This is a genomic window from Pannonibacter anstelovis, assembly GCF_036881715.1.
GTDB classification, from domain to species: Bacteria; Pseudomonadota; Alphaproteobacteria; order Rhizobiales; family Stappiaceae; genus Pannonibacter; species Pannonibacter anstelovis.
Map to the genome: position 1 here is coordinate 1 of NZ_JBAKBF010000019.1, position 22,595 is coordinate 22,595.

At 65.2% G+C, this 22,595-nt stretch carries 20 protein-coding genes; 9 read left to right on the forward strand and 11 right to left on the reverse strand.

All coding sequences use genetic code 11. The features are described 5' to 3' along the window. On the reverse strand, positions 1 to 466 hold a 466-nt coding region (gene modA / locus V6L75_RS20155), incomplete at its 3' end, for a molybdate ABC transporter substrate-binding protein (RefSeq protein ID WP_425605859.1). Between the two features lie 92 nt (positions 467 to 558). Continuing rightward, a complete protein-coding gene (locus V6L75_RS20160) occupies positions 559 to 963 on the reverse strand; it encodes a winged helix-turn-helix domain-containing protein (RefSeq protein ID WP_334253263.1) in 405 nt (134 codons plus the stop codon). Positions 964 to 1,167: 204 nt separating this feature from the next. On the opposite strand from V6L75_RS20160, the gene msrB reads away from it, so the two are divergent. The 3 genes from msrB to V6L75_RS20175 are packed head-to-tail and all read left to right on the forward strand — an operon-like array spanning position 1,168 to position 3,690. Beyond that, positions 1,168 to 1,614: a peptide-methionine (R)-S-oxide reductase MsrB gene (msrB, locus tag V6L75_RS20165; protein ID WP_334253264.1), complete on the forward strand. Its 447-nt coding sequence runs from the start codon at positions 1,168 to 1,170 to the stop codon at positions 1,612 to 1,614. A 2-nt stretch (positions 1,615 to 1,616) separates the two neighbouring features. Beyond that, a complete protein-coding gene (gene msrA, locus V6L75_RS20170) occupies positions 1,617 to 2,123 on the forward strand; it encodes a peptide-methionine (S)-S-oxide reductase MsrA (protein ID WP_334253265.1) in 507 nt (168 codons plus the stop codon). Between the two features lie 55 nt (positions 2,124 to 2,178). After that, positions 2,179 to 3,690 carry a protein adenylyltransferase SelO gene (locus tag V6L75_RS20175; RefSeq protein WP_425498730.1) on the forward strand — a complete coding sequence of 504 codons (1,512 nt, stop codon included), beginning with the start codon at positions 2,179 to 2,181 and terminating at the stop codon, positions 3,688 to 3,690. A gap of 93 nt (positions 3,691 to 3,783) precedes the next feature. Here the strand turns inward: V6L75_RS20175 and V6L75_RS20180 are convergent, their stop codons facing one another. Together V6L75_RS20180 and V6L75_RS20185 are read right to left on the reverse strand one after the other, a co-directional pair. Next, positions 3,784 to 6,219 (reverse strand): YbcC family protein, encoded by a 2,436-nt coding sequence (locus tag V6L75_RS20180; RefSeq protein WP_425498731.1) that lies wholly within the window; start codon positions 6,217 to 6,219, stop codon positions 3,784 to 3,786. 44 nt (positions 6,220 to 6,263) lie between these two features. Continuing rightward, complete coding sequence (locus V6L75_RS20185; protein WP_425498732.1) at positions 6,264 to 7,865, reverse strand: proton-conducting transporter transmembrane domain-containing protein; 1,602 nt, start codon at positions 7,863 to 7,865, stop codon at positions 6,264 to 6,266. A 98-nt stretch (positions 7,866 to 7,963) separates the two neighbouring features. Here V6L75_RS20185 and V6L75_RS20190 point away from each other — a divergent pair, with 98 nt between their 5' ends. Further along, complete coding sequence (locus V6L75_RS20190; protein ID WP_334253267.1) at positions 7,964 to 8,869, forward strand: LysR family transcriptional regulator; 906 nt, start codon at positions 7,964 to 7,966, stop codon at positions 8,867 to 8,869. A gap of 2 nt (positions 8,870 to 8,871) precedes the next feature. On the opposite strand, the gene nikR is transcribed toward V6L75_RS20190, so the two are convergent. Next, the gene (gene nikR / locus V6L75_RS20195; RefSeq protein WP_334253268.1) at positions 8,872 to 9,339 is read right to left on the reverse strand and encodes a nickel-responsive transcriptional regulator NikR; all 468 of its coding nucleotides are present in this window, start codon (positions 9,337 to 9,339) and stop codon (positions 8,872 to 8,874) included. Between the two features lie 137 nt (positions 9,340 to 9,476). Here nikR and V6L75_RS20200 point away from each other — a divergent pair, with 137 nt between their 5' ends. The 5 genes from V6L75_RS20200 to V6L75_RS20220 all read left to right on the forward strand — a co-directional run bounded on the left by V6L75_RS20200 (position 9,477) and on the right by V6L75_RS20220 (position 14,633). Further along, on the forward strand, positions 9,477 to 11,069 hold the full coding sequence (locus V6L75_RS20200) for an ABC transporter substrate-binding protein (RefSeq protein WP_334253269.1): 1,593 nt from the start codon (positions 9,477 to 9,479) through the stop codon (positions 11,067 to 11,069). Between the two features lie 324 nt (positions 11,070 to 11,393). Continuing rightward, positions 11,394 to 12,383 (forward strand): ABC transporter permease, encoded by a 990-nt coding sequence (locus tag V6L75_RS20205; protein ID WP_334253270.1) that lies wholly within the window; start codon positions 11,394 to 11,396, stop codon positions 12,381 to 12,383. After that, a complete protein-coding gene (locus tag V6L75_RS20210) occupies positions 12,380 to 13,255 on the forward strand; it encodes an ABC transporter permease (protein ID WP_334253271.1) in 876 nt (291 codons plus the stop codon). Before V6L75_RS20205 ends, V6L75_RS20210 begins: the two co-directional genes overlap by 4 nt. Continuing rightward, a complete protein-coding gene (locus tag V6L75_RS20215) occupies positions 13,252 to 13,986 on the forward strand; it encodes an ATP-binding cassette domain-containing protein (RefSeq protein ID WP_334253272.1) in 735 nt (244 codons plus the stop codon). Before V6L75_RS20210 ends, V6L75_RS20215 begins: the two co-directional genes overlap by 4 nt. Then, complete coding sequence (locus V6L75_RS20220; protein WP_334253273.1) at positions 13,980 to 14,633, forward strand: ATP-binding cassette domain-containing protein; 654 nt, start codon at positions 13,980 to 13,982, stop codon at positions 14,631 to 14,633. The genes V6L75_RS20215 and V6L75_RS20220 overlap by 7 nt, the downstream gene beginning before the upstream one ends. Here V6L75_RS20220 and V6L75_RS20225 read toward each other — a convergent pair. From V6L75_RS20225 to V6L75_RS20250, 6 genes are all read right to left on the reverse strand, one after another. Then, positions 14,591 to 15,547 (reverse strand): NAD-dependent epimerase/dehydratase family protein, encoded by a 957-nt coding sequence (locus tag V6L75_RS20225; protein ID WP_334253274.1) that lies wholly within the window; start codon positions 15,545 to 15,547, stop codon positions 14,591 to 14,593. The genes V6L75_RS20220 and V6L75_RS20225 overlap by 43 nt on opposite strands. A gap of 85 nt (positions 15,548 to 15,632) precedes the next feature. Beyond that, the gene (gene bglB / locus V6L75_RS20230; protein WP_019964976.1) at positions 15,633 to 16,709 is read right to left on the reverse strand and encodes a beta-galactosidase BglB; all 1,077 of its coding nucleotides are present in this window, start codon (positions 16,707 to 16,709) and stop codon (positions 15,633 to 15,635) included. Positions 16,710 to 16,744: 35 nt separating this feature from the next. Further along, positions 16,745 to 19,255 (reverse strand): hypothetical protein, encoded by a 2,511-nt coding sequence (locus V6L75_RS20235; protein WP_334253275.1) that lies wholly within the window; start codon positions 19,253 to 19,255, stop codon positions 16,745 to 16,747. Beyond that, positions 19,252 to 20,529, reverse strand: a complete 1,278-nt coding sequence (locus V6L75_RS20240; RefSeq protein ID WP_334253276.1) for an HAD family hydrolase — start codon at positions 20,527 to 20,529, stop codon at positions 19,252 to 19,254. The genes V6L75_RS20235 and V6L75_RS20240 overlap by 4 nt, the downstream gene beginning before the upstream one ends. After that, entirely contained in the window at positions 20,529 to 21,572 is a 1,044-nt protein-coding gene (locus tag V6L75_RS20245; protein ID WP_334253277.1) for an ABC transporter ATP-binding protein, read from the reverse strand. Before V6L75_RS20245 ends, V6L75_RS20240 begins: the two co-directional genes overlap by 1 nt. Beyond that, positions 21,569 to 22,591: an ABC transporter ATP-binding protein gene (locus tag V6L75_RS20250; protein ID WP_425498740.1), complete on the reverse strand. Its 1,023-nt coding sequence runs from the start codon at positions 22,589 to 22,591 to the stop codon at positions 21,569 to 21,571. The genes V6L75_RS20245 and V6L75_RS20250 overlap by 4 nt, the downstream gene beginning before the upstream one ends. Positions 22,592 to 22,595 lie beyond the last annotated feature (4 nt).

Sequence of the window (22,595 nt, forward strand, 5' to 3'; positions counted from 1 at the left end):
GAACGCTGTCCACCAGCGCCATGGCCAGTTTGCCCTCGCCAATCATGCCTGCAAGGTCCAGCGCCGGGGTTATCTCCACCTTCGGCGCATCACCGCCGTGAGCGATGAGCACCAAGGTATTGCCAAGCAGGTCCGACCGGCTGCCCGCCTTGATGAGGCCTGCCTTGTCGAGCTTGTCCATCCAGTCCGTGCTGGCCGAGATGAAGATATCCGCCGGAGCGCCCTGCTCGATCTGCTTGGCAAGGGCCGAGCTGCCCGCATAGGACACCGTGACAGGCGCACCGCCATCCGCCTGGTAATCCGCCACCACCCGGTCCAGCGCCGTCTTGAGGGAGGCAGCTGCAAACACCGTTACGTCCTGCGCCTGCGCCGCAAGGCTGGAGAGAGACAGGGCCGTAACGGCGGCCACGGTGAGCATGACTACCCGCAGGTGCTCCGCCACGCTGCGGCAAAGATGGATGGTCATGCGTCTCTCCCTGAAAGACAAAAGGCAGCGGTCAACAGCCCCTCGTTATGTTCGATGGGAAACATCGCAAAGCTCACCTTGAGAGGCAAGCGTTATTTCTCACTGGAAATATCCCTCAACAGGGCGCAAATGGCATCGATCTCGGGCGCGCCGTCCTGTGCCAGCCGCTCTACCAGCCGGTGGTAGTTCGCCAGAACCAGCTCCCCAGCCTCTGTCAGCCGCGCGCCGCCACCTTTTGCTCCGCCACGCGCACTGTCCACCAGCGGCTCGCGGAAAGCCGCATTGAGATGCTCCACCAGCTGCCAGGCGCGCTTGTAGCTCATACCCATGCGCCGGCCGGCCCCGGCAATGGAGCCTTCTTCGCGGATCAGTTCCAGAAGTTCGGCCTTGCCCGGCCCCATCATGGCATCATTGCCAAAGACCAGCCGCAACCTGAGGCGCGGCCAGGGTTCACCCGCTGGCGCCGGGGAGGTATCAGAAACATCATCTTGCATCATCCCGCCACCCTGCAAACCGCCCGGCCATTTGGCAAGTGGAAAGCTGAAAGTCTCCCGCACCGACGCCGCCCGGCAGGCCGATAGTCTTCTCACTTTCCGGTGCAACAGCGGCTACGGTCTGGGCAAGCGGGGTGGGACGCTCCATATTGCACCCGAGGCCTTGCAAAGGCACCCCTTTCCCGCCTGACATTCAGGAGTGCACTCATGACACGATACGAGAAGTCGGCAGATGCCATTTCAAAGCTGACGCCCGAGCAATACCGCGTGACCCAGCAGAACGGCACCGAGCGGCCGGGCACGGGCGAATATCTCTACAACAAGGAGCCGGGCATCTACGTGGACATCGTCTCCGGCGAGCCGCTGTTTGCCTCCTCGGACAAGTATGAATCCGGCTGCGGCTGGCCGAGCTTCACCAAGCCCATCGAGCCGGCCAACGTGGCGGAGCTGCATGACACGTCCCACGGCATGATCCGCACGGAGGTGCGCTCTGCCCATGGCGACAGCCATCTGGGGCATGTGTTTCCCGATGGCCCGCGTGACCGGGGCGGCCTGCGCTATTGCATCAACTCGGCCTCGCTGCGCTTCGTGCACAGGGATGACATGGAGCGGGAGGGCTATGGCGCCTATCTCGACCAGGTGGAGGAGATCTGACGATGACAGAAAAAGCCATTCTGGCAGGCGGATGCTTCTGGGGCATGCAGGATCTGATCCGCAAGCTGCCGGGCGTCCTCTCCACCCGCGTCGGATACACAGGCGGGGATGTGCCCAACGCAACCTACCGCAACCACGGCACCCATGCGGAGGGAATCGAGATCGTTTTCGATCCGCAGCAGATCAGCTACCGGCGCATTCTGGAGTTCTTCTTCCAGATCCACGATCCGACCACGCCCAACCGGCAAGGCAATGACGTTGGCATGTCCTACCGTTCCGCCATCTATTATCTCAGCGATGAGCAGAAGCAGACGGCAATCGACACAGTCAAAGATGTCAATGCGTCGGGCATCTGGCCGGGGAAAGTGGTGACGGAGATCGAACCCGCCGGTGACTTTTGGGAAGCCGAGCCGGAGCATCAGGACTATCTTTTGCGTTACCCGAATGGGTATACATGCCATTATCCGAGGCCCGACTGGGTCCTGCCCCGCCGTCCGGCGGAGGACTGACGATCTTGCATCGGGCGCCGCGCCAGCGTCCGATGCCCCTCCCCTTGTTTCCGGAATGCCCATGACCGAGCCGCTTTTCCGCTTTGACAACAGCTATGCCCGAGATCTCGAAGGCCTGTATATTGTTCAGGCGGGCGCCCCGGCACCGGCACCGCGGATGCTGAAATTCAACGAGCAACTGGCCCGGGAGCTAGGCCTCGACAGTGCCCGCCTGTCTGGCGAAGAAGGGGCACGGATCTTCTCCGGCACGGCCCTGCCGGAAGGCGCGTCTCCGCTTGCCCAAGCCTATGCCGGGCATCAGTTCGGCGGCTTCTCGCCGCAACTGGGCGATGGCCGGGCGCTGCTGCTGGGCGAAATCCTCGACCCTGATGGCAAGCGCTTCGACATTCACCTGAAGGGCTCGGGGCGGACGCCCTTCTCACGGGGCGGCGACGGCAAGGCAGCTGTTGGCCCGGTGCTCCGGGAATATGTGATTGGCGAAGCCATGCACGGCCTCGGCATTCCGACCACGCGGGCGCTGGCGGCGGTTGCCACCGGAGAGCCGGTGCTGCGCGACAGCGTTCTGCCCGGCGCCGTGCTGGCGCGGGTCGCCTCCAGCCACATCCGGGTGGGCACGTTCCAGTTCTTTGCCGCGCGAGGCGATACCGCCCGGCTGACGAAACTTGCCGCCTATACGATTGCCCGCCACGACCCCGGTCTTGCCCCGGATGGCAAGGTGACGCCCGAGGCCGCCCTTGGCCTGCTGGACCGCGTGGTCCGGCGGCAGGCCTTTCTGGTGGCGCAATGGATGCTCGTTGGCTTCATCCACGGTGTCATGAACACCGACAACATGACCATCTCCGGCGAGACCATCGACTACGGCCCTTGCGCCTTCATGGAGGGCTATGACCTCAGGACGGTGTTCAGCTCCATCGACACCCATGGCCGTTACGCCTATGGCAACCAGCCGGCCATCGCCCAGTGGAACCTCGCCCGGCTGGCAGAAGCCCTGCTGCCGCTGATGGGCGATGATGAGGACGAGGCCATCGAGAAGGCAGGTGCCTGCGTCAATGGCTATGCAGGTCACTTCCAGACCGCATGGCTCAACGGCGCGAGAGCAAAGCTTGGTCTTGCGTCCTGCGAAGAAGGCGACGAAGACCTTGTGAAATCGCTGCTGTCCGCCATGAGCACGCCGCAGGGCGCGCCGGGCCAGCACGCAGCGGATTTCACCGGCACCTTCCGCGCCCTCTGCCGTTTCGGCGAAGAGGGAGAGGCTGCTCTCGCCCCGCTCTTCGGCGGGACGGAGCGTATCGCAGACTTCGCGCAGGCTTACACGGCACGCCTCGCCCGCGACGGCATGGCGCCTGCACAGCGCCGGGCTGCGATGGAAGCGGTGAACCCCATCTACATCCCGCGCAATCACAAGGTGGAAGAGGCCCTCTCCGCCGCCACAAACGGCGATCTTGAGCCCTTCGGCAAGCTGGTGGAAGTTGTCTCCCTGCCCTTCACCGAACGCCCGGGCCTTGAATCCTACGCCGAACCCGCCCCCTCCACCTTCGGCCCCTACCGCACGTTTTGCGGAACATGAGGGCGGGTGTTTACGCCCAACTCTCCATAGTCATCCCGGACGCAGCAAAGCGGAGATCCGGGACGACGTTGGAGGGGATTGCAGGGCGTCGTCTCACCCCAGCGGCGAAAAGCTCAGCCCGCCGGCATAGCGGCTGACCGGCTTGCCCTCGCCATCCAGCAGCAGCAGATGCAGCCAGCGCTGATCAAACAGGGCCCGCACGCCGGGATGGCGGGAGAGGATGTCGAGCACGGCCTTTTCCGGTGCTTCCACCATCACGGTCAGCCGCAGCGGCTCGTGCATCAGCTTTTCCCCGTCATGCACCGACTGCCAGGTGAGGCCGGTGCGCAGCAGGCCGCCATTACCTTCCACCACGCCCATGCCGCCAGCCGCATTGTGCAGCAGCTTGTTGCCCGCACCGAAAAGCTGCGGCACCACGGCTGAGCCGTAATATTGCAGGCTGATCCAGCTAGCGACAACGACCGGTGCGGTGAGGATCAATTCCAGCACCCGGAAGCCTTCGTCCTTGTCTGCCACATAATCGTGCAGGAACACCCGGCCGCCGAGATCAGCCCCGGCGCTGTGCTGGCGCGGGGCGGCGATGAAGGCGGCACAGCCCGCAAGGCCCCATTCTGGCCGGGTCTGGGACCAGTCCCGCGCCCGCACGCCCATCGCCTGCTGCCGCTCCGCACCCGGCAGCTTCTCTGCCCGTTCTGCCCGGGCCAGAGCCCCGGCCGATGCCAGCCAGTCCTTCAGCTGCGCCAGATCCTGCGCATGGGCTGACGCGTCCACATCGCCCTCATAGAGAGTGACGCCGTCGGAGGCCGTGTCATGCAGCCCGGCGAGGAACAGGGTATCTTCAGGCACGGCGATGCCCTCAGCGCCCAGCCCTTCCCGCACTGCCGGATCATTCAGCAGAGATGCCAGAAGCCGGGCGTTGACCTCGCCGGAATGCCCGCCACAGGCGCCGCATTGCAGGGCGCTAGAATGCAGGTTGTTGCGCACATCCGAGCCATGGCCCGCAATCAGCACGATCCGGGCAAAACCCTCCGTCAACGACATGGCCCGCAGCACGGTAGCCGCAGTGGCAACCGCCTGATCCGGTGCCAGCGGCGGATCGAACCGGGGTGCTGGCGTGGCATCTGCTGCGGGCGAGGCCGGCAGCAGCGCATCCTTGACCAATTTGGCCGCATAGAGCGGGCCCGCCGCCTCGACAAAGGCGAAGGATGACACCGCCGCCTGCCGGAACCGGCCAAAGGCCCGCTTTGCCCGGGCAGCAATCCGGGCTGTCCGGTCTGCCTTTTCCGCGCCCTCCGGCGTCGAGCAGGAGAACCGGGCAGGCTGCAGCAGCACGGGCAACCGCTTTTCCGCCCGGCTTGACGCAAAGCCCCGGTGGCTGGTGCCGATGCCGAAGAAGCCTGCAAAGCCAAGGGTCCGGATCGCCGGATCGAGCGATTCCAACGCCCGCCGGAACACTTCCGAACGCACGTCGATGCAGAAGGCCGCCTGCACGGCGGGCCGTTGCACGGCACTGGCGGCAATTGACGTCTTTCGGGCAGCCAGCTTGCCAGAAAGCTTGCGCTGCGCGGCCCGCTCCGATGCTTCCTGAAGCACTGCATCAATGACCATGTCTTCGGTTGGCAGGGCAGGCTGGGCATGAGCAGCGGCAGTCTGCCGCCACTTGAGCAAGGCCGCTTCTGCCTTGCTGCCTTGCTGTGCAAGATGCAGGAACAGCGCCTCTTCCCACACGAGCCGGATGGCCAAGAGGTCGAGAAGCGTTGCATCTGTGCCGCCGGCAAGCTCTGCCTCCCACAGCCGGTAGCGGGCAGCCTGCGCCCAGCCGCCAAGGCCGAGCAGCAGCTGATGGAAATAGCTTTCCAGCGCTTCACCCGTCAGCCCAAGAGTTGAAACCGCCCGCAGGAGTGCGCCCTGCGCCGTATCCGGTGCAGCCGCAACAAAGGTACCAAAGCCGGTCAGTCCCATGATTTCAGGCGTCAGGTCATGCGAGCCGTTGAGCTGCCAGGTTGCATAGACCGAACGGCCCTTCGCCAGCGGCCAGAGTGCCTGACCCTCATCAAACAGCGCTGCGCAGAAGGCGCCCATCCGGTCGGTCACCAGCGCCTCGAAATCCCAGTCCCCCAGCGCCGTTGCGAGTGTGGCAACTGTTGGCAGAGCCTGAAGCCCGGCAGGCTCCGCGCCCAGCCGGGCGATGACCGCCCCGGCATCAAGAGCCAGAGGCTCCGGGCTTGCGGCAAGCGCCTGCGCGATGTCATCACGTGTCAGATCACCATCTGCAAGCTTTGCCGCGAAAATGCTGCGGGGCGGAGTAATGCGCACACCAGCCAGCCGGCCCAGCCGGGCAGCGGTCTGGGCAAGGGTCAGCCCCGTCTGGCCGAGGAACGGATTGACGGCGACGGTTGCCGCCAGCGGGAAGGCGGGCGGGATCTGCCGCTGGGCGGCCTGCGCCGCTTCCATCACAGTGGCGAGCGGCAGAGCGGGAAGCGCATCACCAACAGAGGCGGCTTCAGCCGGGTGCATGTGCAGGGTCATTTCAGGTCTCCCGTTCGGAGAAAAGGACAAATGAGGTCAGCAAGTCAGGAGCGCAGGGCAGGCCGTGCCAGCCAGCGGTCCAGCAGCGTATTGACGTAGAGCCCGTTGGCGAGATGCACCCTGAGGCCAGCTGCAGCCGGGTGTGCCGCCCAGAGCGGGAACATCGCCTGCGTGACCGCGATCACCCCAAAGGTTGCCAGCGACAGCAGCAGGAGGGCGGTTTCCAATGGGCCGGGCTGCGGCACCGGCGGCAGGGTGCCGCCGTAGATGGCTGCGGCCACACCATGGAAGGCGAAATAGGCTGCAGCGGTTGCCAGCGAGGCGGCAATCGTGCGCAGCATCAGACCGCGCGGCGCGGCCCCGGCCAGTCCCTGCGCCATCAGATAGGCCACGCCGAAGATGAGGATCACGCCGAGGGCCAGCGCCTGCGGCGGCTTGTCCGCCCAGCCGAAGGCCGCAGCAGCGAGTGCATAGACACCCACCGCCAGCGCAAAGGCCCGCGCCACGGCCTTGGCTTCCGGCACAGCCACAGGCCCCGGCCGGGAGGCAGCCGTCACGGCTTCCACCGCCGTGCCCGAGGACAGGAAGGCATGGGCCTTGTAGAGGGAATGGGCCACGATGTGCAGCAGCGCCAGATGGAAGAGGCCGAAGCCGCATTGCAGGATCATGAAGCCCATCTGCGCCACGGTGGACCAGGCGAGAGCCGTCTTCACCAGAGGCTGCGTCAGCATCACCAGCGCGCCGAAGAGCGCAGTAAAGCCACCGATCACCACCAGCAAGGCGAGTACACCCGGGCTGAGCAGCATCACATCGGCAAAGCGCACCAGCAGGAAACCGCCCGCATTGATGACGCCTGCATGCAGCAGGGCCGACACCGGGGTCGGAGCTTCCATGACTTCCGTGAGCCAGCCATGCAGCGGGAACTGCGCCGACTTGAGGCAGGCTGCAAGGGCAATGAGAGCCGCCGCCGCAACCGCCAGCGTGCCGCCTTCGCCCATCCGGGCTTCAGCCAGGATGGCAGCGATGTCACCCGTGCCATAGGTGAAGCCCAGCGCAAGCACGCCAGCCAGCAGGGCCGCATCGCCCGTCCAGGCACTCAGCCGCTTCTTCGCCAGAGCCTTGGCAACACCCGGCCGCTCCGGATAGAACCGCAAAAGCCGCATCAGCGACTGGCTGGCCATCACCCAGGCGAGCCAGATCTGCGCCAGCGTGGCTGCAGACACAAGCAGGATCACCGCAGCGAGCGTCAGGCACAGCCAGCCGGTGAAGGCTCCCTGCCGGGCTTCTCCATCGAGATAGCTGCGCGAATACCGCAGCACGATCCAGCCGATGAAACTGACCAGTACCAGCATCGTCACCGACACGGCATCAAGCCGCAGGCCCGGCATGAGAAGATCCGCCAACGGATGCCCCGTCTGCAAGGTGACCTGCTGAGGCCCCGTCACCAGAAAACCGGCCAGAGCAACCAGCGCCAGCAGGAAGGCAGAAAGACCTGCCAGCTCGGCAAGGCGCGGCAGCGGATGAGGGCGGCGGCCTGGCGCGAGGGCGGCACCAATCGCGGTCAGCGCCGGCAGAATTGCAGCAGCCGCCACCGCCATCACGGCATGTGGCGCAAAAGACAGAAGCGCGGCGGGCATGTCAGGCATCGGAACCTCCGGGTTGCTCGGATGCCGCAACTGGTATCAGCCTGCCAAACTCAATAAAAATACATTGTTTATGTGTTTTCGTTCTATAAAATAGAACAATGCCTGACCTGAACTTTCATCACCTGCGCTACTTCCGGGCCGTGGCCCATGATGGCAACCTGACCCGCACGGCGGAGCGGCTGAACCTGTCGCAGTCGGCCTTATCCGTACAGATCCGCCAGCTGGAGGAGCGGCTGGGCCATGCCCTGTTCGAGCGGCGGGGCCGCCAGCTGCATCTGACCGAGGCCGGGCGCATTGCGCTGGACCATGCCGATGCCATCTTCTCCGCCGGAGAAGAACTGATCGCAACACTGCGCCAGACCGGCACCACCCGGCAGGTGCTGCGGGTGGGCGGCATGGCGACACTGTCACGCAACTTCCAGATTGCCTTCCTGCGTCCCGTGCTGGGGCGGGCGGATGTGGAAGTGGTGCTGCGCTCCGGCTCACCTGCGGAACTGCTGCATCAGCTGGAAACGCTGAACCTTGACGTGGTGCTGCTGACCCGTCCGCCGGAGAACAAGGCGGACCTGCCCTTCGTAGCCCACAAGCTGGCCGAACAGCCCGTCAGCCTGATCGGCCGGCCGGACGCACTCACGGCGGGCCTCGGCCTTGGCCAGTACCTTGCCAGCGCCCCCCTGATCCTGCCGACACGGGACAGCAGCGTGCGCACAGGTTTCGATGCACTGGCCGCAAGGCTTGATGTCACGCCGCAGATCGCCGCCGAGGTGGACGACATGGCAATGATGCGCCTCCTCGCCCGCGAGGGGCTGGGCCTTGCCATCATGCCGCCCATCGTCGTGCGGGACGAACTGGCCAGCGGCCTTTTGCGCGAGATCGACCGGCTGGAAGGCCTGACGGAAAGCTTCTACGCCGTCACCCTGTCGCGCCGCTTTCCCAATCCTCTGCTGCGCGATCTGATCACCGCCCGGCCAGCTGACTTTGCCGCCGGGAATGATGCAGACTGACCTTAGAAGCCGTCCCGCACCTTGAGGTGCACATGACTGTGGCTTGAGCCATCTCCATGCTGATGCACCTCCTCTTCCTCGCTGATGGGCACAAGCGACAGCGCACCGTGGCGCACGCCCCGTTCGGTGAAGAGACCATTGGCGTAGTTCTCGACCGTCTCCACCGGCCCGCGCATCACCGCTACTTCCACCGCCACCGTATGGTCCAGCGGCACGGAGAGGGCCGCAACGGCCATGTGGTGATGCTCGTGCCGGGATTGAGGCACCCTGCGGCCAAGGTCGCGCATCGACAGATCCACCGTATAGCTGAGCACGCCGACGCATTGCGCATCGCCCGCAGCCTTGCGCGCCAGCCCGCGCCTCAGAAGATCGCGCAGAGCTTCGGAGCGATTGGTCGCTCCGGAACGCGCCATGAAGGCGTCCAGCTCGTCCAGAAGATCATCCTCGATGCTGATCGTGATCCGCTGCATCAACCCATCTCCGCACATTGACTATTCATGCCGCCTTTTTAGGCATGGCAGCATATCAAACAGCCTTGCACCGGTCTGCGGCCAATTGCAGTATGAAAAAACAATAAGCTTTTCATACTGCCCAGGATCTCTCCCGAATGCGTCTGCGCAGCTGCCTGTTTGCCACCGCCTCAGCCTTCGCTTTCGGCCTGCTTCTGAGCCCTGCCGTCGTGAATGCGCAACCCGCGCCCCCGGCTCTGGTGCTGGCTGTGGGCGGCGAGCCGGAAACCGGCTTCGATCCCATCGCCGGGTGGGGCTCCTACGGCAATCCACTGTTCCAGTCCACCTTGCTGAAGCTCGATACAGATCTCAATCTGGTGGGGGACCTTGCCACCAACTGGACGCTGTCGGCCGACCGCAAGACCTGGACGCTGACACTGCGCGACGATGCAAGGTTGCCGGATGGCACCGTTTTGACGGCGGAGGATGCCGCCTTCACCTACAACACGGCGCGTGATGCAGGCGGCGTGGTCGATCTCACCAATCTGCGCGAGGCACGCGCCACCGGCACCTTCACTCTGGCAATCGAGCTGAAGAAACCGCAGATCACCTTCACCAGCCATCTTGCCAGCCTCGGCATCGTGCCGAAGGCTTCCTACGGCCCGGACTATGCCCGCAAGCCAGTTGGCTCTGGCCCCTTCAAACTTGTGGAATGGCGCGAAGGCGAGCAGCTGGTGGTGGAGCCAAACCCGCATTGGCATGGCAAGAGGCCCGCGTTTTCGCGCGTCAGCTTTGTTTTCGGCTCGGAAGATGCTGCTGTCAGCCTCGCCCGCACGGAAGCAGCCCAGCTTGTGGCCGTGCCCTCGGCCCTGGCCGATGAGGCTCCGCAAGGCATGACAGCCCTGCATCTGAAAACCGTCGACAATCGCGGCATCATGTTCCCCATGGTTCCTGACACGGGCGCAAAGACGGACGAAGGCCATCCGATCGGCAACAGCGTGACCGCAGACAAGGCCATCCGGCTGGCTCTGAACGAGGCGCTCGACCGGCAGGCGCTGGTGGATCTCGCCCTCTCCGGCCATGGCCGCCCGGCCTATGGCCCGGCGGACGGCATGCCCTGGGACAATGCGAAAGCCAATGTGATGGGCGCAGACATCGAAGCGGCCCGCGCCACGCTGGCCGCAGCCGGCTGGCGCGACAGCAATGGCGATGGCGTTCTCGAAAAGGACGGCAAGGACGCCGCCTTCACACTGCTCTATCCAGCCTCTGATTCCACCCGGCAGGCACTGACGCTTGGCGTCGTGGAGCAGGCCAAGGCCATCGGCATTCGCATCACTGCGCAAGGCAAGAGCTGGACCGAAATCCGCACCCTGATGCATTCCAACGCCGTGCTCTTCGGCTTCGGCTCCCACAGCCCGGCAGAAATGGAGCGGCTGAACGGCAGCCAGCATGCGGGCGCGGGGTATTACAATCCGGGCTACTACAGCAACCCGGCTGTTGACGCCGCCTTTGCCAAGGCTGAAAGCGCCGGAAGCTTCGAAGCCTCCCTGCCTTTTTGGCAGGCCGCGCAATGGGACGGCACCACCGGCTTCGGCTCCAGAGGCGATGCCGCATGGGCCTGGCTCGTCAATCTGGAGCATTCCTACTGGGTGTCGGACTGCCTCGACACCGGCCGCCAGCAAATCCAGCCCCACGGCCACGGCTTCCCCATCACCCGCAACCTCGAAGACTGGCGCTGGACATGCAAGTGAGGGCTGAAGATTCAGGTCTGATGGGCCCCTTGAGAGAAAAAGAGCGCTCTACTTTTGCCGCAGCGCCCCTCTCCCCCCTTGAGGGGGAGATGTCTGCGCCAGCAGACAGAGGGGGGTGGCAGCGCTTCAGCAAGGCAGAGACTCTCTCACAAACGGACAGTCAGCTACCCCCCTCTGCCCCCTGCCGGCGGCATCTCCCCCTCAAGGGGGGAGAGGAGTTGGCACGTGACCGAAAGTCCGCTGTAAACACTGCCGCAGAGCGGGCCGCTGCGGCCATGGGGAGGGCCATCGCCCCCGCACACCCGGCAAAGGAAGGCAGCCATCATGACTGACTGGCTGCTGCCTTTGCTGCGTGACCGTTTGATCCGGCTTGCATGGATGGTGCCGGTGGGGGCCTTCGGCCTGTTTGCGCTGGTCTCCCTTGCGCCCATCGACCCGGTGCAGAGCTTTGTCGGCGCGAAAATCATGCAGGTTGGACCCGGGCAGAGGGAGGCGATTGCGGCGGCCTGGGGCTTGAACGAGCCCTTTGGCGAGCGGTTTCTGCGCTGGGCGGGCAACGCGCTCTCCGGAGACCTCGGCAATTCCATCACCTACAACGCGCCCGTGCTCGACATCATCCGCGACCGGTTTCCCGCCTCACTGGCGCTGATTGCGGCGGCCTTTGCCTTTTCCTTCGTGCTGGGTCTTGGCCTCGGCACTGTGGCTGCGGCCACACGCGGGCGCTGGCCGGACCGGATCATCCGGGGCTTTTCCGTGATGCTTGCCTCCAGCCCCAGCTTCTGGGTGGCGCTGCTGCTGGTCGCCGTGTTTGCGGTAGGCCTCAACTGGCTGCCCGCCTGCTGTGCCGCCCCGCCGGGACTTCAGGCCGATGAAGCCTCCCTTGGCCAGCGGCTGTGGCACATGATCCTGCCGGCTATCTCGCTCTCCATCGTTGGCATTGCGCCGCTGATCCTGCACACACGCCAGAGCATGATTGCCTTTCTCGAAAGCCCTGCCGGACGGCATCTGACGGCGCATGGCTGGGCCAGCCTGCCACTGGCCTTCGGCCCGGGACTGCGCCACGCACTCGGCTGCGCCCTGACCGTGCATCTGGCGGGGGCGGGCGAGTTGTTCGGCGGTTCCGTGCTGGCAGAAACCGTCTTCGCATGGCCGGGTCTCGGACAGGCAACCGTGCGGGCCGCAACGGGCGCAGATGCGCCGCTGCTGATCGGCATTGGCCTTGCCACGCTGCTGTTTGTCTTCGCCGGAAACCTTGCCGCCGACATTGCCGCAAGACTGCTCGACCCGCGCCTTGCAAGGAGGAACCCGGCATGAGCCTTGCCCAGACTGGCGAAGCCATTGCCCGGCAAACGGCTCCAGCCCGCCCGCGCAGCAATCCGCAGAAGCGCGTTGCCCTGCTGGGGCTTGCCTCGCTTGGGCTCATCGCCACCATCGGCCTTGCTGCGCCGCTGGTTCCGGAAAGCTGGTATACAGTGAACCCGGCAGCACGCGGCCTGGCGCCATCACTCGCCCATCCCATGGGCACCGATCTTCTGGGCCGGGACCTGGCTGCGCGTACACTCTCCGCCCTTGGCCGCAGCATCTGGGTGGGGTTTTTCTCTGCCGCCATGTCAGCGCTGATTGCCCTCGCCATCGGCCTTGCCGCCAGCCTTGACCGGCGGGCAGACCGGCTGCTGGGCGGGGTGACTGAACTCGCGCTCGGCCTGCCGCATTTCGTGCTGCTGATCCTCATCTGCTATGCCGCAGGCGGCGGCACCACAGGGGTGATCATTGCGGTTTCCCTCACCCACTGGCCGCGCCTGTCCCGCGTGCTGCGGCATGAGGCACAGACGGTGCTGACCTCGGATTATGTAATGATCTCCCGCGCCCTTGGCCGTTCACCCGGCTGGATTGCCCGGCGGCATCTGGTGCCGCACCTGCTGCCGCAGCTGGCTAGCGGTTTCGTGCTGATCTTCCCCCATGCCATCCTGCATGAGGCGGGCCTCAGTTTCATCGGCCTTGGCATCGAGCCGCATCTGCCCTCCATCGGCATGATGCTGGCAGAATCCCTGCGCGGGCTTATGGCCGGGAAATGGTGGATCGCAGCAGGTCCCGGCCTTGCCCTTATGCTGGTGGCGCTGTGCTTTGAACGTCTGGGCGAGCGCCTGCGCAAGGCGGCAGACCCGCGTGCGGTGGATATCGCATGAGCCTTTCGGTCATCAATCTGACGGTCAGCTTCAACGCCACGGATGGCCGGTCCTTACAGGCGCTCAAAGGCCTGAGCCTGACTGTGAACCGCGGCGAAGTAGCAGGGCTTGCAGGCGCATCGGGGGCAGGTAAGAGCCTTGTGGCCGAGGCGCTGATGGGCCTGCTTCCGGGCAATGCGCTTGTCAGCGGCCACGTGACCGTGGACGGCCAGAAGCCGCGCCCCGGATCGCTTGCCCTTGCGCCGCAGACTATCGACGCGCTGGACCCGCTCGCCCGCATCGCCCCGCAACTCGCCCGCTTCGGCAAGCCATTTGGCCGGACGGTGGATGCCATGAAACTTCTGGCAGATGTGGGGCTTGAGCCGGACGTGGCCCACGCCTTTCCGCATGAACTGTCCGGCGGCATGGCCAAGCGGCTGCTTCTGGCCAGTGCGCTAGCCTCAGGTGCCGGCTTCATCATCGCTGACGAGCCAACCGGCGGGCTCGACCCGGGCAATGCAGACCGCGTCATGGCGCTGATCGCAAGTCTCGCTCGAAAGGGCCACGGCATGCTGGTGATCAGCCACGACCTGCAGCGCCTTGCCGCCATCTCCAGGCGCATCACCGTGATGCAGGATGGCGCCATCGCCGAGACGGCAGATGCCGGATGCTTTGCCAGCGAAGGATCAGCCCTTTCCTCCCCTTACACACGCGCCCTGTGGCGGGCGCAGGAGATCTACGGCACATGCTGAGCGCGGACAGGCTGAGCCTGAAGCTGGGGCAGAAGCAGGTGCTGGACGGCGTGAGCCTGATCCTGGAGCCGGGCAGCGTGACCGGCCTTGGCGGGCCATCGGGGGCAGGCAAGACAAGCCTTGGCCGCTGCCTTGCCGGGCTTATTGCGCCCGCCTCAGGCTCTGTGCGTCTCAACGGCGCCGCTCTGCCCCCCTTGCGCGCCGGACGCCCGCACCCAGTGCAATATGTGCCGCAGATGGCGGAGCTTGCCGTCGATCCACGCTGGCGCATCGGCGATATCCTGCGCAACGGCGGGGAGCCTGATGCAGAGGTTCTGGCCGCCCTCGGCATTGATCCGGCCTGGGAAACGCGCCATGCGGGGGAAGTTTCGGGCGGGGAACTGACCCGTGTTTCGCTGGCGCGGCTGATCCTGCCCTCCACCCGCGTGCTGATCCTCGACGAGGTGACGGCCCGGCTTGATGCACTTTCGGAAGATGCCCTGTGGCAGGCGCTGCTGCCGCTGGCAAGGACGCGGGGCTTGACCCTGCTGATCATCAGCCACAAGCAAGGCCTGCGCCAGCATCTGTGCAGCGCGAGCTACAGTCTGGAAAATGGCAGGCTTGTTCAGGAGACCGGGTTGCCTGCTTCCGCGATCCGCCGGTCCTGAGCGCCCAGCGCCTCCAGTGCTTCCACTGTTGTCTCGGCCGGCACCCAGCCCAGCGCCATCAACGCGGCTGGGCTGGCGGCAAGCGAGCCGCCCAGCCGTTCGGCCATCTCGCCCTTGCCTGCCAGTTTCAACCCAAGTTCCAGCAGGGCGGGCGGCACCGGCAGAAGACCAGGCTTGCGGCCAAGGCCGCGCCGGTAGGCAGCAATAATTCCGGCCAGCGTCACCGGCTCCGGATCGGCCACGATCAGCGGCCGGTTGGGGGCCTCCGGCAAGCGCATCACGCAATCCACCGCGCCCGCAAGATTAGCCAGCGAGATCAGCGAACGCTTGCCGGTAAAGAGCCCGAAGGGCAGCGGCACAGGCTTGCGGGCCAGCGCGAAGAGCGCCTCCAGATTGCCCTTGGCACCCGGCCCATGCACCAGCACCGGACGCAGCGCGGCATAGGGGATGCCTGTCCCGGCAATCGCCACCTCGGCCTCCAGCTTGGAGCGGCCATAGGCATCGGTCGGCTGCGCGGCGTCTGCTTCCGTCAGCACGTGATCTGACGCTGGGCCGGACTGGGCACGGATGGAGGACAGAAAGACGAAACGCTTCACCCCGGCCTTGCGTGCTGCCTGTGCCAGTGCGGCTGTGGCATCCCGGTTCACTGCCCGGTAGTCATCCTCCGGTTTGCCGGACATGGCATGGGCAATCCCGGCGGAATGGACCACGAAGTCCACATCCCGCATTGCCTGATCCAGATTGCGCGGACGGGCGAGATCGCCGATGAACTCCTGATCCGCACTCGCTGCATCGTCCACAGGACGGCGCAGCAGCAGCCGCAGACGGTAACCCCGGCGGATCAGATCACTGGCCAGATACTGGCCGACAAAACCAGTGGCACCGGTCAGGGCAACAAGCGGGGCTTCGGTCATGGGGCGTCTCCGGTCAGCAGGCGTGAACGGGACAAGCGGTACTGCACCCGTCCCGCCCATACAAGCCCGGTCTGTTTAGATCCGCTCAGCCCCGCCCTTCCGCCATGGCCCGGACAAGCAGCAGCATCACCAGCGCCTGACCGTAGGGCGCAGGCACGTTCGGGATCTGGCGGTAGAAGTCCAGCGTGTGGCCCATGGGCGTACCGTCCGATACCTGCAGCACGATGCCGCTGTCATCGATCCGCTCCAGCACCGCGGCCAGCGCCCGGTCCGCCACAGGGCGGTAGTCTTGTGGCAGCAGGCCAAGGTCGATGCCGCGCAGGATGCCATAGGCGATGGCGGCAGTGGCCGAGGTTTCCTCCGGCGACTGCGGCTCCAGCACCAGCGTGCAGAACATGCCGTTGTCCCGCTGGTTGGCGGCCAGCGTGCGCACCTGCGCTTCCAGAATGAAGGTGAGATGCGCCTTCAGATGACCAGGAATCTCGCTGACGAGACCAAACAGCTCCGGAATTGCCACGGTGATCCAGGCATTGCCGCGTGCCCAGAAGGCCTTGGCGAAGTTGTGGTTCCCGTTGAAAGTCCAGCCATGATACCACAGTCCGGTGACCGGATCGGCGAGGAACCGTTCATGCACGAGGAACTGGTAGAAGGCTTCTTCGATCCAGTCCTGCCGGCCGAAACGCTGCCCGGCGCGGGCCAGGAACAGACACGTCATGAACAGCGTGTCGTCCCACAGCTCGCCATCGTTCATCCGCTCCTTCACCACATGCTGGAAGCCGCCGTCGCGGGTGCGGGCGAGGCTTGTCATCAGCCAGTCCGCCCAGTCCTTGACCAGCGCCTCGAAATCCGGGCGGTCCACGTGGTCGATCAGCACCGACAGCGGCAGCATGGGCGAGGAGGAATTGACCTGGCGCGGCGGGATGCCTTTGGAGATCTGCCAGTCATACCAGCGGGCAATCGCCTCGATCAGCGACCGGTCGCCCACCGCTTCCGCATGACGGATAAGGCCGTAAATGCCGACGCCCACTTCCCAGTCCCATTCCTCGAACTGCAGGTCATAGGCATCTTCGGAAATGGCAGCGGTTTCGTTCATGCCCTTGAGGCGGGCGAGGCCGACCGCCACGCGGGACAGCGTCGCGGACAAGGTGTCAGGATTGATCATCAACATGGCGGGGTCCTGTCAATCAGCGGATCAGATCAATGGGAGACGGCAGGAAACTGCCGGATGAGGGGATCAAGGCTGCGGTTGGGGAAAGGCATCGCCGTGCCATCCACAACAAGGCCGGAGCCCCAGGAAAGCGCGAGGGCCGGGCGCCCCGCCCCTGAGAGCGTCAGGGTGAGGGCATCCGCATCAAAGCTGAGGCTGAGTGCCTGAATGCCGGTGCGGAAGCGGGCGAAGGCAGCGGCGGGATCAGCATCATCAGCAGCCTCTCCCATCAGAGCCGCCCAGCCACAGCGGCTGGCATGAGCGCGGAACTCGATACCCGCGCCCGGCCCTTCCGTCACCGCCTCAAGCGGAGCACTGGCCGACAGGGCGGCAAAACCGGCACCTGAGCGCAGGAACAGCCAGTTGCCTTCCTGCCGCACCTCATCAAAGGCAGAGGTTTCCACATAGGCGTGGGTGAAGCCGATACGGGGATTCTCGCCCAGATCAAACACCAGCAGCGCCGCGTTTTCATACTGGCCAACGCGGGGCATGACGCCATTGCCCGCCCAGTAGGAGGGGCGCTGGCCGCCCCAGGGATCATCGGCACCGGGATGGTTGACCCAGGCACGGGCAAAGGGATGGGCGGCAAAGCGCAGATCCACCTGATGCTGCTGGTGGCCCTTTTTGCCAGGCTCGCCATCCACCATGGAGGAGAGCTGCACATGCGCGGACTTGTAGAGCGCCAGCCGCGCCGCCTCGTCATGGCCCTGCACGTAATGTGCCGTCAGCGCCGTTCCCGGAGCGGGACTTACAACGTCAAGAGCGCGTTGCGGCGGAGCATAGGAGCCTGCCGCCAGCATCGGCAGAGCGGCCACACCATCGTTCAGCCAGCCCTCGCCAAAGCCAAGGGTGGCAAAGGGAGCAAGCTCGGTCAGCGGACCGGCGCGCAATTCCTTGTCATAGGCCCGGCCCATGGTGCCGGCCGGAACACCGCCCAGCGTGTGCAGGCCGATCATCAGGAATAGCCGGTCCAGCAGCTGCGCCGCCCGCTCGCGGATGCGGCCATCGCCCAGATGCTCCAGCGCCAGCAGACCGATGAAGTCGATCGGGTAGTAAGCGGCAGAGTTCCACTCGGCGAGGCCATGCGCCTCCACGCTGTCAAACCAGCGCATCAGCCGCTCTTCGCCAAGCCGTGCCTGCTCCGCGCCCTTGCGGCCGGAACAGGTGAAGGCGGCATCGGGATAAAGCCGTCCGGCGAGATACTGCGAGACGTGGAAGCACAGCACGTGGTTCTCGCTCCAGAACCACATCACGTCATTGCCCGGTTCATCGACCCAATAGCGGTAACCCAGCACCGAGGCATCAATGGCGTCCCGCAGATCCTGCGGCAGGCCCGCGCCATAGTCCGCCGCCAGCCAGAGCAGCGGAACCATCACGAAGTCGGAACAATCGCGCCGCTCGTCAATGGCGGCCAGCGTGTTGGCGATGATCTCGCGGAAGGTATCATCCACGGGCCTTCCAGCCGCCTGCATGGCGATGGCCCGCCCGGCGCGCATTTCGCCGTGGTCTGCCAGAAACTCCAGCACCTTCGGCTTGCGATCAGCAAGCGGCAGGGCGCGCCAGTCGAGCTTTTCCAGCCAGTGCGTGGCAAAGGCGATGTGCCGCTCCACCCGTGCCGATCCAATCGCAAAGGTCAGATCCAGCGGATGATAGGCATCTGGCAGCGCCCCGGCACCCGGCAGACTCAGACAGGTTTCGCCCTTGCGCAGCACGCCAGTGGATTGCAGCAGCGGCGGCTTGTCCCGCATGTGAACGCTGGGCTGAATAAGAGCGGTCACGCTGACATCCACATCCGGCGCATGAGCGAAGACAAGCGTCAGCTCGCCGGTGGTGCTGTGGAAGGGCTCCGGGCGCACGGAGGTGGCCAGCTCCATCAGCGCAGCAATGTCCGCAGATGCCACATCCACCGGCAGCACCGCGGTAATGGCGGCATCGGAAAGCAGTGTCAGCTCGAAGAACCAGATGGCATCGCGCTCGGCCAGCTCTTCGGTCAGCACGATCACCTCGCTGCCCTCCGGCCGGAGGTTCAACTCGATTTCCGTGCTGCTTTCCTTGTTGCGCCGGAACGGCTCGAAGGAAACGGCTTTCTCCCCGTCCACCCAGATGGTAACGCCGCCGCAGGTGGCAAGGCGGAAGCGGCAGGGTTCTGCCAGCCAGGGCACCAGACGGGTCTTCAGCCAGCGCTTCAGCCGGGTTGGCCGGTGCCAGAAACTGGAGAACTCTACCCGGCGGTTGAAGCCCGGCAGGTTCAGCGCCTCCACCTCGAAAGGCTCCAGCGTAACTTCTCGAGTCTTGATCTCGTCCCACAGGGCAACACGGCAGGGCAAATCGCCCACATCGACGAAACCGTTGATGAAGCGGTATTGCACCCGGTCTTCGGCCAGCGCCGGTGTGCCGGGATAATAGGCCTGATGCACAGGCCCCATGGCCCAGGCGGTCACGCTGCTGCCTCGCGTCACGGAAAAACCGGCAGCAGAAGATGCGGTCAAAGGCGCGCTCATTCGGCCTCTCCTTCGCCGGACAACGGCAGGCTGAGTTCGATCTTCTCCAGCAGATCCGGCAGGCGGCCGATCTGGTTGAAGGTCAGCAGCGGGCGCTCCGCCCGGGTGCCATGCTTGTGGCTGCGCCGGGTGGACCAGTTGAGGAAGATGGAGATGAGGCCGAAGCGGTTGGCGCCCAGAATGTCCCGCTCCAGATTGTTGCCCACCATCACCGTGCGCGCCCGGTCGCCATCGGCAAGACCCAGCGCCTTGCAGGCAGCAGCAAACATCTTCGGCGAAGGCTTCAGTTCGCCGATGTCGCCGGAGATGATGTGAGCCTCGAAGCAGTCCCACAGCCCGTGATGCTTCAGAATGTTCTCGAATGTCGCACGCGGGCCATCAGCCACCAGCGCCAGCCGGTAGCCGCTGCGCACCAGTTCATGCAGCATGCCGCCAGCGCCGGGAATGAGATCGGCGCTGGTGACCACTTCCGTTCCGGGGATCTTCACCTCGGTGCGCTCGTCCACCAGGGTGTCGCCGCAGTCCAGAAACACCGCGGCCAGATGGGGCACCCGGGTTTCCAGACTGGCAACGAGCGCCTCCACCCGCCCCGGCACCCAGGCATCAAGCATGGACCAGGGCATGAGGCACACGCCGCCCTCCCCGTCGCTGCAGCGGGAGAACTGCCAGGACGGGGAAAACGCCATGCGCTTCAGGGCAAGGCGCGCCAGACGGCAGCTCAGCGGGGAGGCCGAGATGCGTCCGGCATCGGAGAACCGGTTGGAGAGATGCACGCCCCCATCCCCGGCAACGGCACCGCACATGGCGGCAATGAGAGGCCCAGCGTTGCGGCGCATCTCACCCTCATCAGCCCAATGGGCATGCTTGCCCGGCTCCAGATAGAGGACCGGACGGCCAGCCTCGACCGGAAGCGAGCCATCGGGGCGCAGCATGCGGCGGCGTGAGCCATGGCGCGAGGCCTCGACCTTGGCAATGCTGCCATCGGCCTCCACATGCACCCAGACATGCTCAAGGTCATAGAGGTGCTGTATGTCCCAGTCGTACCAGAAGGCATATTCGATCACCGTGCGCCCGCGCGGGCGGATTACGAATTTCGAAGACACAGAGCGCGCCTCCTCCCGGTAGACCGCATAGCCTGCGGCCAGCGGACGGAAAGGCTCTGCATCATCCATGCGCAGCACCGGCAGATAGCGGGCGGCAAGAGCGAAGTCAGGCGCCTGATCCGCATCCTCCGGAAGACCGGAGAGCGGCAGCCCGGCAAGAAGGTTGCGCATCAGCCGTGAACTCCGGTCAGTGTCAGACTTTCCGCATGATGGCAGCGCACCTGACGTCCGCCTTCCACCGTACGCAGGGCCGGAACCGTGCTGCGGCAGCTTTCATCCGCATAGGGGCAGCGGGGATGGAAGGGGCAGCCGGAGGGCACATTCATGGCGTCGGCAATCTCGCCCTTCAGCGGCACGCGCTTGCGGGTGCGGTTGCCGCGCGGATCCGGCTGCGGCACGGCGGCAAGCAGGGCTTCGGTATAGGGATGCAGCGGGCGGGCGAACATTTCGTCCGTAGGCCCAACCTCCATCAGGCGGCCCAGATACATGACGCCGATACGGTCGGAGATATGCTCCACCATGCCAAGGTCGTGGGTGATGAAGAGATAGGTGAGGCCCAGCTGCTCCTGCAGATCCTGCAGCAGATTGATGTTCTGCGCCGCCACCGACACGTCCAGCGCCGACACCGCTTCGTCCGCGGCAATGAAGCTGGGGTTGAGCGCAAGCGCACGGGCAATGCCGATGCGCTGGCGCTGGCCACCGGAGAAGGCATGCGGGTAGCGCTGCAGATATTCCGGGCGCAGGCCGACAAGGCGCAGGAGTTCGGCCACCCGGTCGCGGATTTCGCTTTCCGAGCCTGCCCCATGCACCACCATGGGCTCACCCACCAGCTCAAGCAGCGTCATGCGCGGGTTGAGCGAGGAATACGGGTCCTGGAAGATCATCTGCATTTCGCGGCGGATGTCCCGCATCTCCCGGTCGGAGAGGCGTGAAATGTCCACCACGGAACCATTGCTGCGGCGGAACAGGATTTCCCCGCCGCTAAGGTCATAGGCGCGCAGGATGAGGCGGGCGATGGAGGACTTGCCCGAACCGCTTTCGCCGACGAGGCCGAAGGTTTCCCCCTTGCGGATATCGAAGGTGATGTCATCCACCGCCTTCACCGCCCCTACCTCGCGGCGGAACCAGCCTTCGTAAACGGGGAAATACTTCCGCACGCCCCTGACGGAGATGAGGATGTTCTCGTCCATGGTGAAATCCTGAGCGGCGGTCATTCGGCAGCCTCCGCAATGCCGGCAGTTCCGGCGAAATGGCAGCGGGCGCGCTGGCCGCTGGGGAAGACGGCATCCTCCGGCACACTCACGTCACACACACCCGCAACGCCGTGCATGCAGCGCGGGTGGAAAGAGCAGCCGCCAGGCACGTTGTAGGGGTCCGGCACCATGCCGGAGATGGTGCGCAGGCGGCGGCCATGGCTTTTGCCAAGACGCGGGATGGATTGCAGCAGCGCCTGTGTATAGGGGTGCTTGGGCTCGTAGAAGATTTCATCCACGGTGCCGGTTTCCACCACGCGGCCCAGATACATCACTGCCACCCGGTCAGCGATATCCGCCACCACGCCGAAATTGTGAGTGATGAAGACGATGGCCATGTTCAGCTCTTCCTGCAGCTGCTTCAGCAGCTCCAGGATCTGCGCTTCCGTGGTCACATCCAGCGCGGTGGTCGGCTCGTCGGCGATCAGCAGCGCCGGATCACAGGCCAGCGCCAGCGCGATCATCGCCCGCTGGCGCATGCCGCCGGACAAGTGGTGCGGATAGCGGTCCACGATGTCGGCAGGACGGGGCATCTGCACGCGCTTGAGAAGCTCGATGGCCTGATTGCGCGCTTCGGCCTTGGACACTTTCTTGTGCAGCATGACCGTGCGCATGATCTGCGTACCGATGGTGTGCACCGGCGACAGGGCCGTCATCGGCTCCTGAAACACCATGCCGATTTCCCCGCCGCGCAGCGACCGCATGGTGCGGCTCTGCCGGTCTTCGGAAGAAATCAGCACCTCGTCACCGGAGGCGCGGCGGAAGCGGATGGTGCCGCTGGCGTTGAGTGCATTGCGCGGCTGCAGGCGCATGATGGAGCGGGCCGTCACCGACTTGCCCGAACCGCTTTCGCCGACGATGCCCAGCACCTCACCACGGTTGACATGGTAAGACACGCCGTTGACCGCCCTCACCAGCCCGTCACGGGTGGGGAAATGCACGCCGACATTGTCCAGCTCCAGCAGCCGCTCGGGCGGCATGGGG

Excerpts from the sequence above, each read along its gene's own strand:
- V6L75_RS20205 (WP_334253270.1), top strand. The coding sequence starts at position 11,394 with ATGACTGACTGGCTGCTGCCTTTGCTGCGTGACCGTTTGATCCGGCTT.
- V6L75_RS20175 (WP_425498730.1), top strand. The coding sequence starts at position 2,179 with ATGCCCATGACCGAGCCGCTTTTCCGCTTTGACAACAGCTATGCCCGA.
- V6L75_RS20185 (WP_425498732.1), bottom strand. The coding sequence starts at position 7,865 with ATGCCTGACATGCCCGCCGCGCTTCTGTCTTTTGCGCCACATGCCGTG.
- V6L75_RS20160 (WP_334253263.1), bottom strand. The coding sequence starts at position 963 with ATGATGCAAGATGATGTTTCTGATACCTCCCCGGCGCCAGCGGGTGAA.
- V6L75_RS20210 (WP_334253271.1), top strand. The coding sequence starts at position 12,380 with ATGAGCCTTGCCCAGACTGGCGAAGCCATTGCCCGGCAAACGGCTCCA.
- V6L75_RS20235 (WP_334253275.1), bottom strand. The coding sequence starts at position 19,255 with ATGAGCGCGCCTTTGACCGCATCTTCTGCTGCCGGTTTTTCCGTGACG.
- V6L75_RS20215 (WP_334253272.1), top strand. The coding sequence starts at position 13,252 with ATGAGCCTTTCGGTCATCAATCTGACGGTCAGCTTCAACGCCACGGAT.
- V6L75_RS20225 (WP_334253274.1), bottom strand. The coding sequence starts at position 15,547 with ATGACCGAAGCCCCGCTTGTTGCCCTGACCGGTGCCACTGGTTTTGTC.
- V6L75_RS20180 (WP_425498731.1), bottom strand. The coding sequence starts at position 6,219 with ATGACCCTGCACATGCACCCGGCTGAAGCCGCCTCTGTTGGTGATGCG.
- V6L75_RS20220 (WP_334253273.1), top strand. The coding sequence starts at position 13,980 with ATGCTGAGCGCGGACAGGCTGAGCCTGAAGCTGGGGCAGAAGCAGGTG.
- V6L75_RS20190 (WP_334253267.1), top strand. The coding sequence starts at position 7,964 with ATGCCTGACCTGAACTTTCATCACCTGCGCTACTTCCGGGCCGTGGCC.
- msrA (WP_334253265.1), top strand. The coding sequence starts at position 1,617 with ATGACAGAAAAAGCCATTCTGGCAGGCGGATGCTTCTGGGGCATGCAG.
- V6L75_RS20245 (WP_334253277.1), bottom strand. The coding sequence starts at position 21,572 with ATGACCGCCGCTCAGGATTTCACCATGGACGAGAACATCCTCATCTCC.
- V6L75_RS20250 (WP_425498740.1), bottom strand. The coding sequence starts at position 22,591 with ATGCCGCCCGAGCGGCTGCTGGAGCTGGACAATGTCGGCGTGCATTTC.
- nikR (WP_334253268.1), bottom strand. The coding sequence starts at position 9,339 with ATGCAGCGGATCACGATCAGCATCGAGGATGATCTTCTGGACGAGCTG.
- msrB (WP_334253264.1), top strand. The coding sequence starts at position 1,168 with ATGACACGATACGAGAAGTCGGCAGATGCCATTTCAAAGCTGACGCCC.
- V6L75_RS20200 (WP_334253269.1), top strand. The coding sequence starts at position 9,477 with ATGCGTCTGCGCAGCTGCCTGTTTGCCACCGCCTCAGCCTTCGCTTTC.
- bglB (WP_019964976.1), bottom strand. The coding sequence starts at position 16,709 with ATGATCAATCCTGACACCTTGTCCGCGACGCTGTCCCGCGTGGCGGTC.
- V6L75_RS20240 (WP_334253276.1), bottom strand. The coding sequence starts at position 20,529 with ATGCGCAACCTTCTTGCCGGGCTGCCGCTCTCCGGTCTTCCGGAGGAT.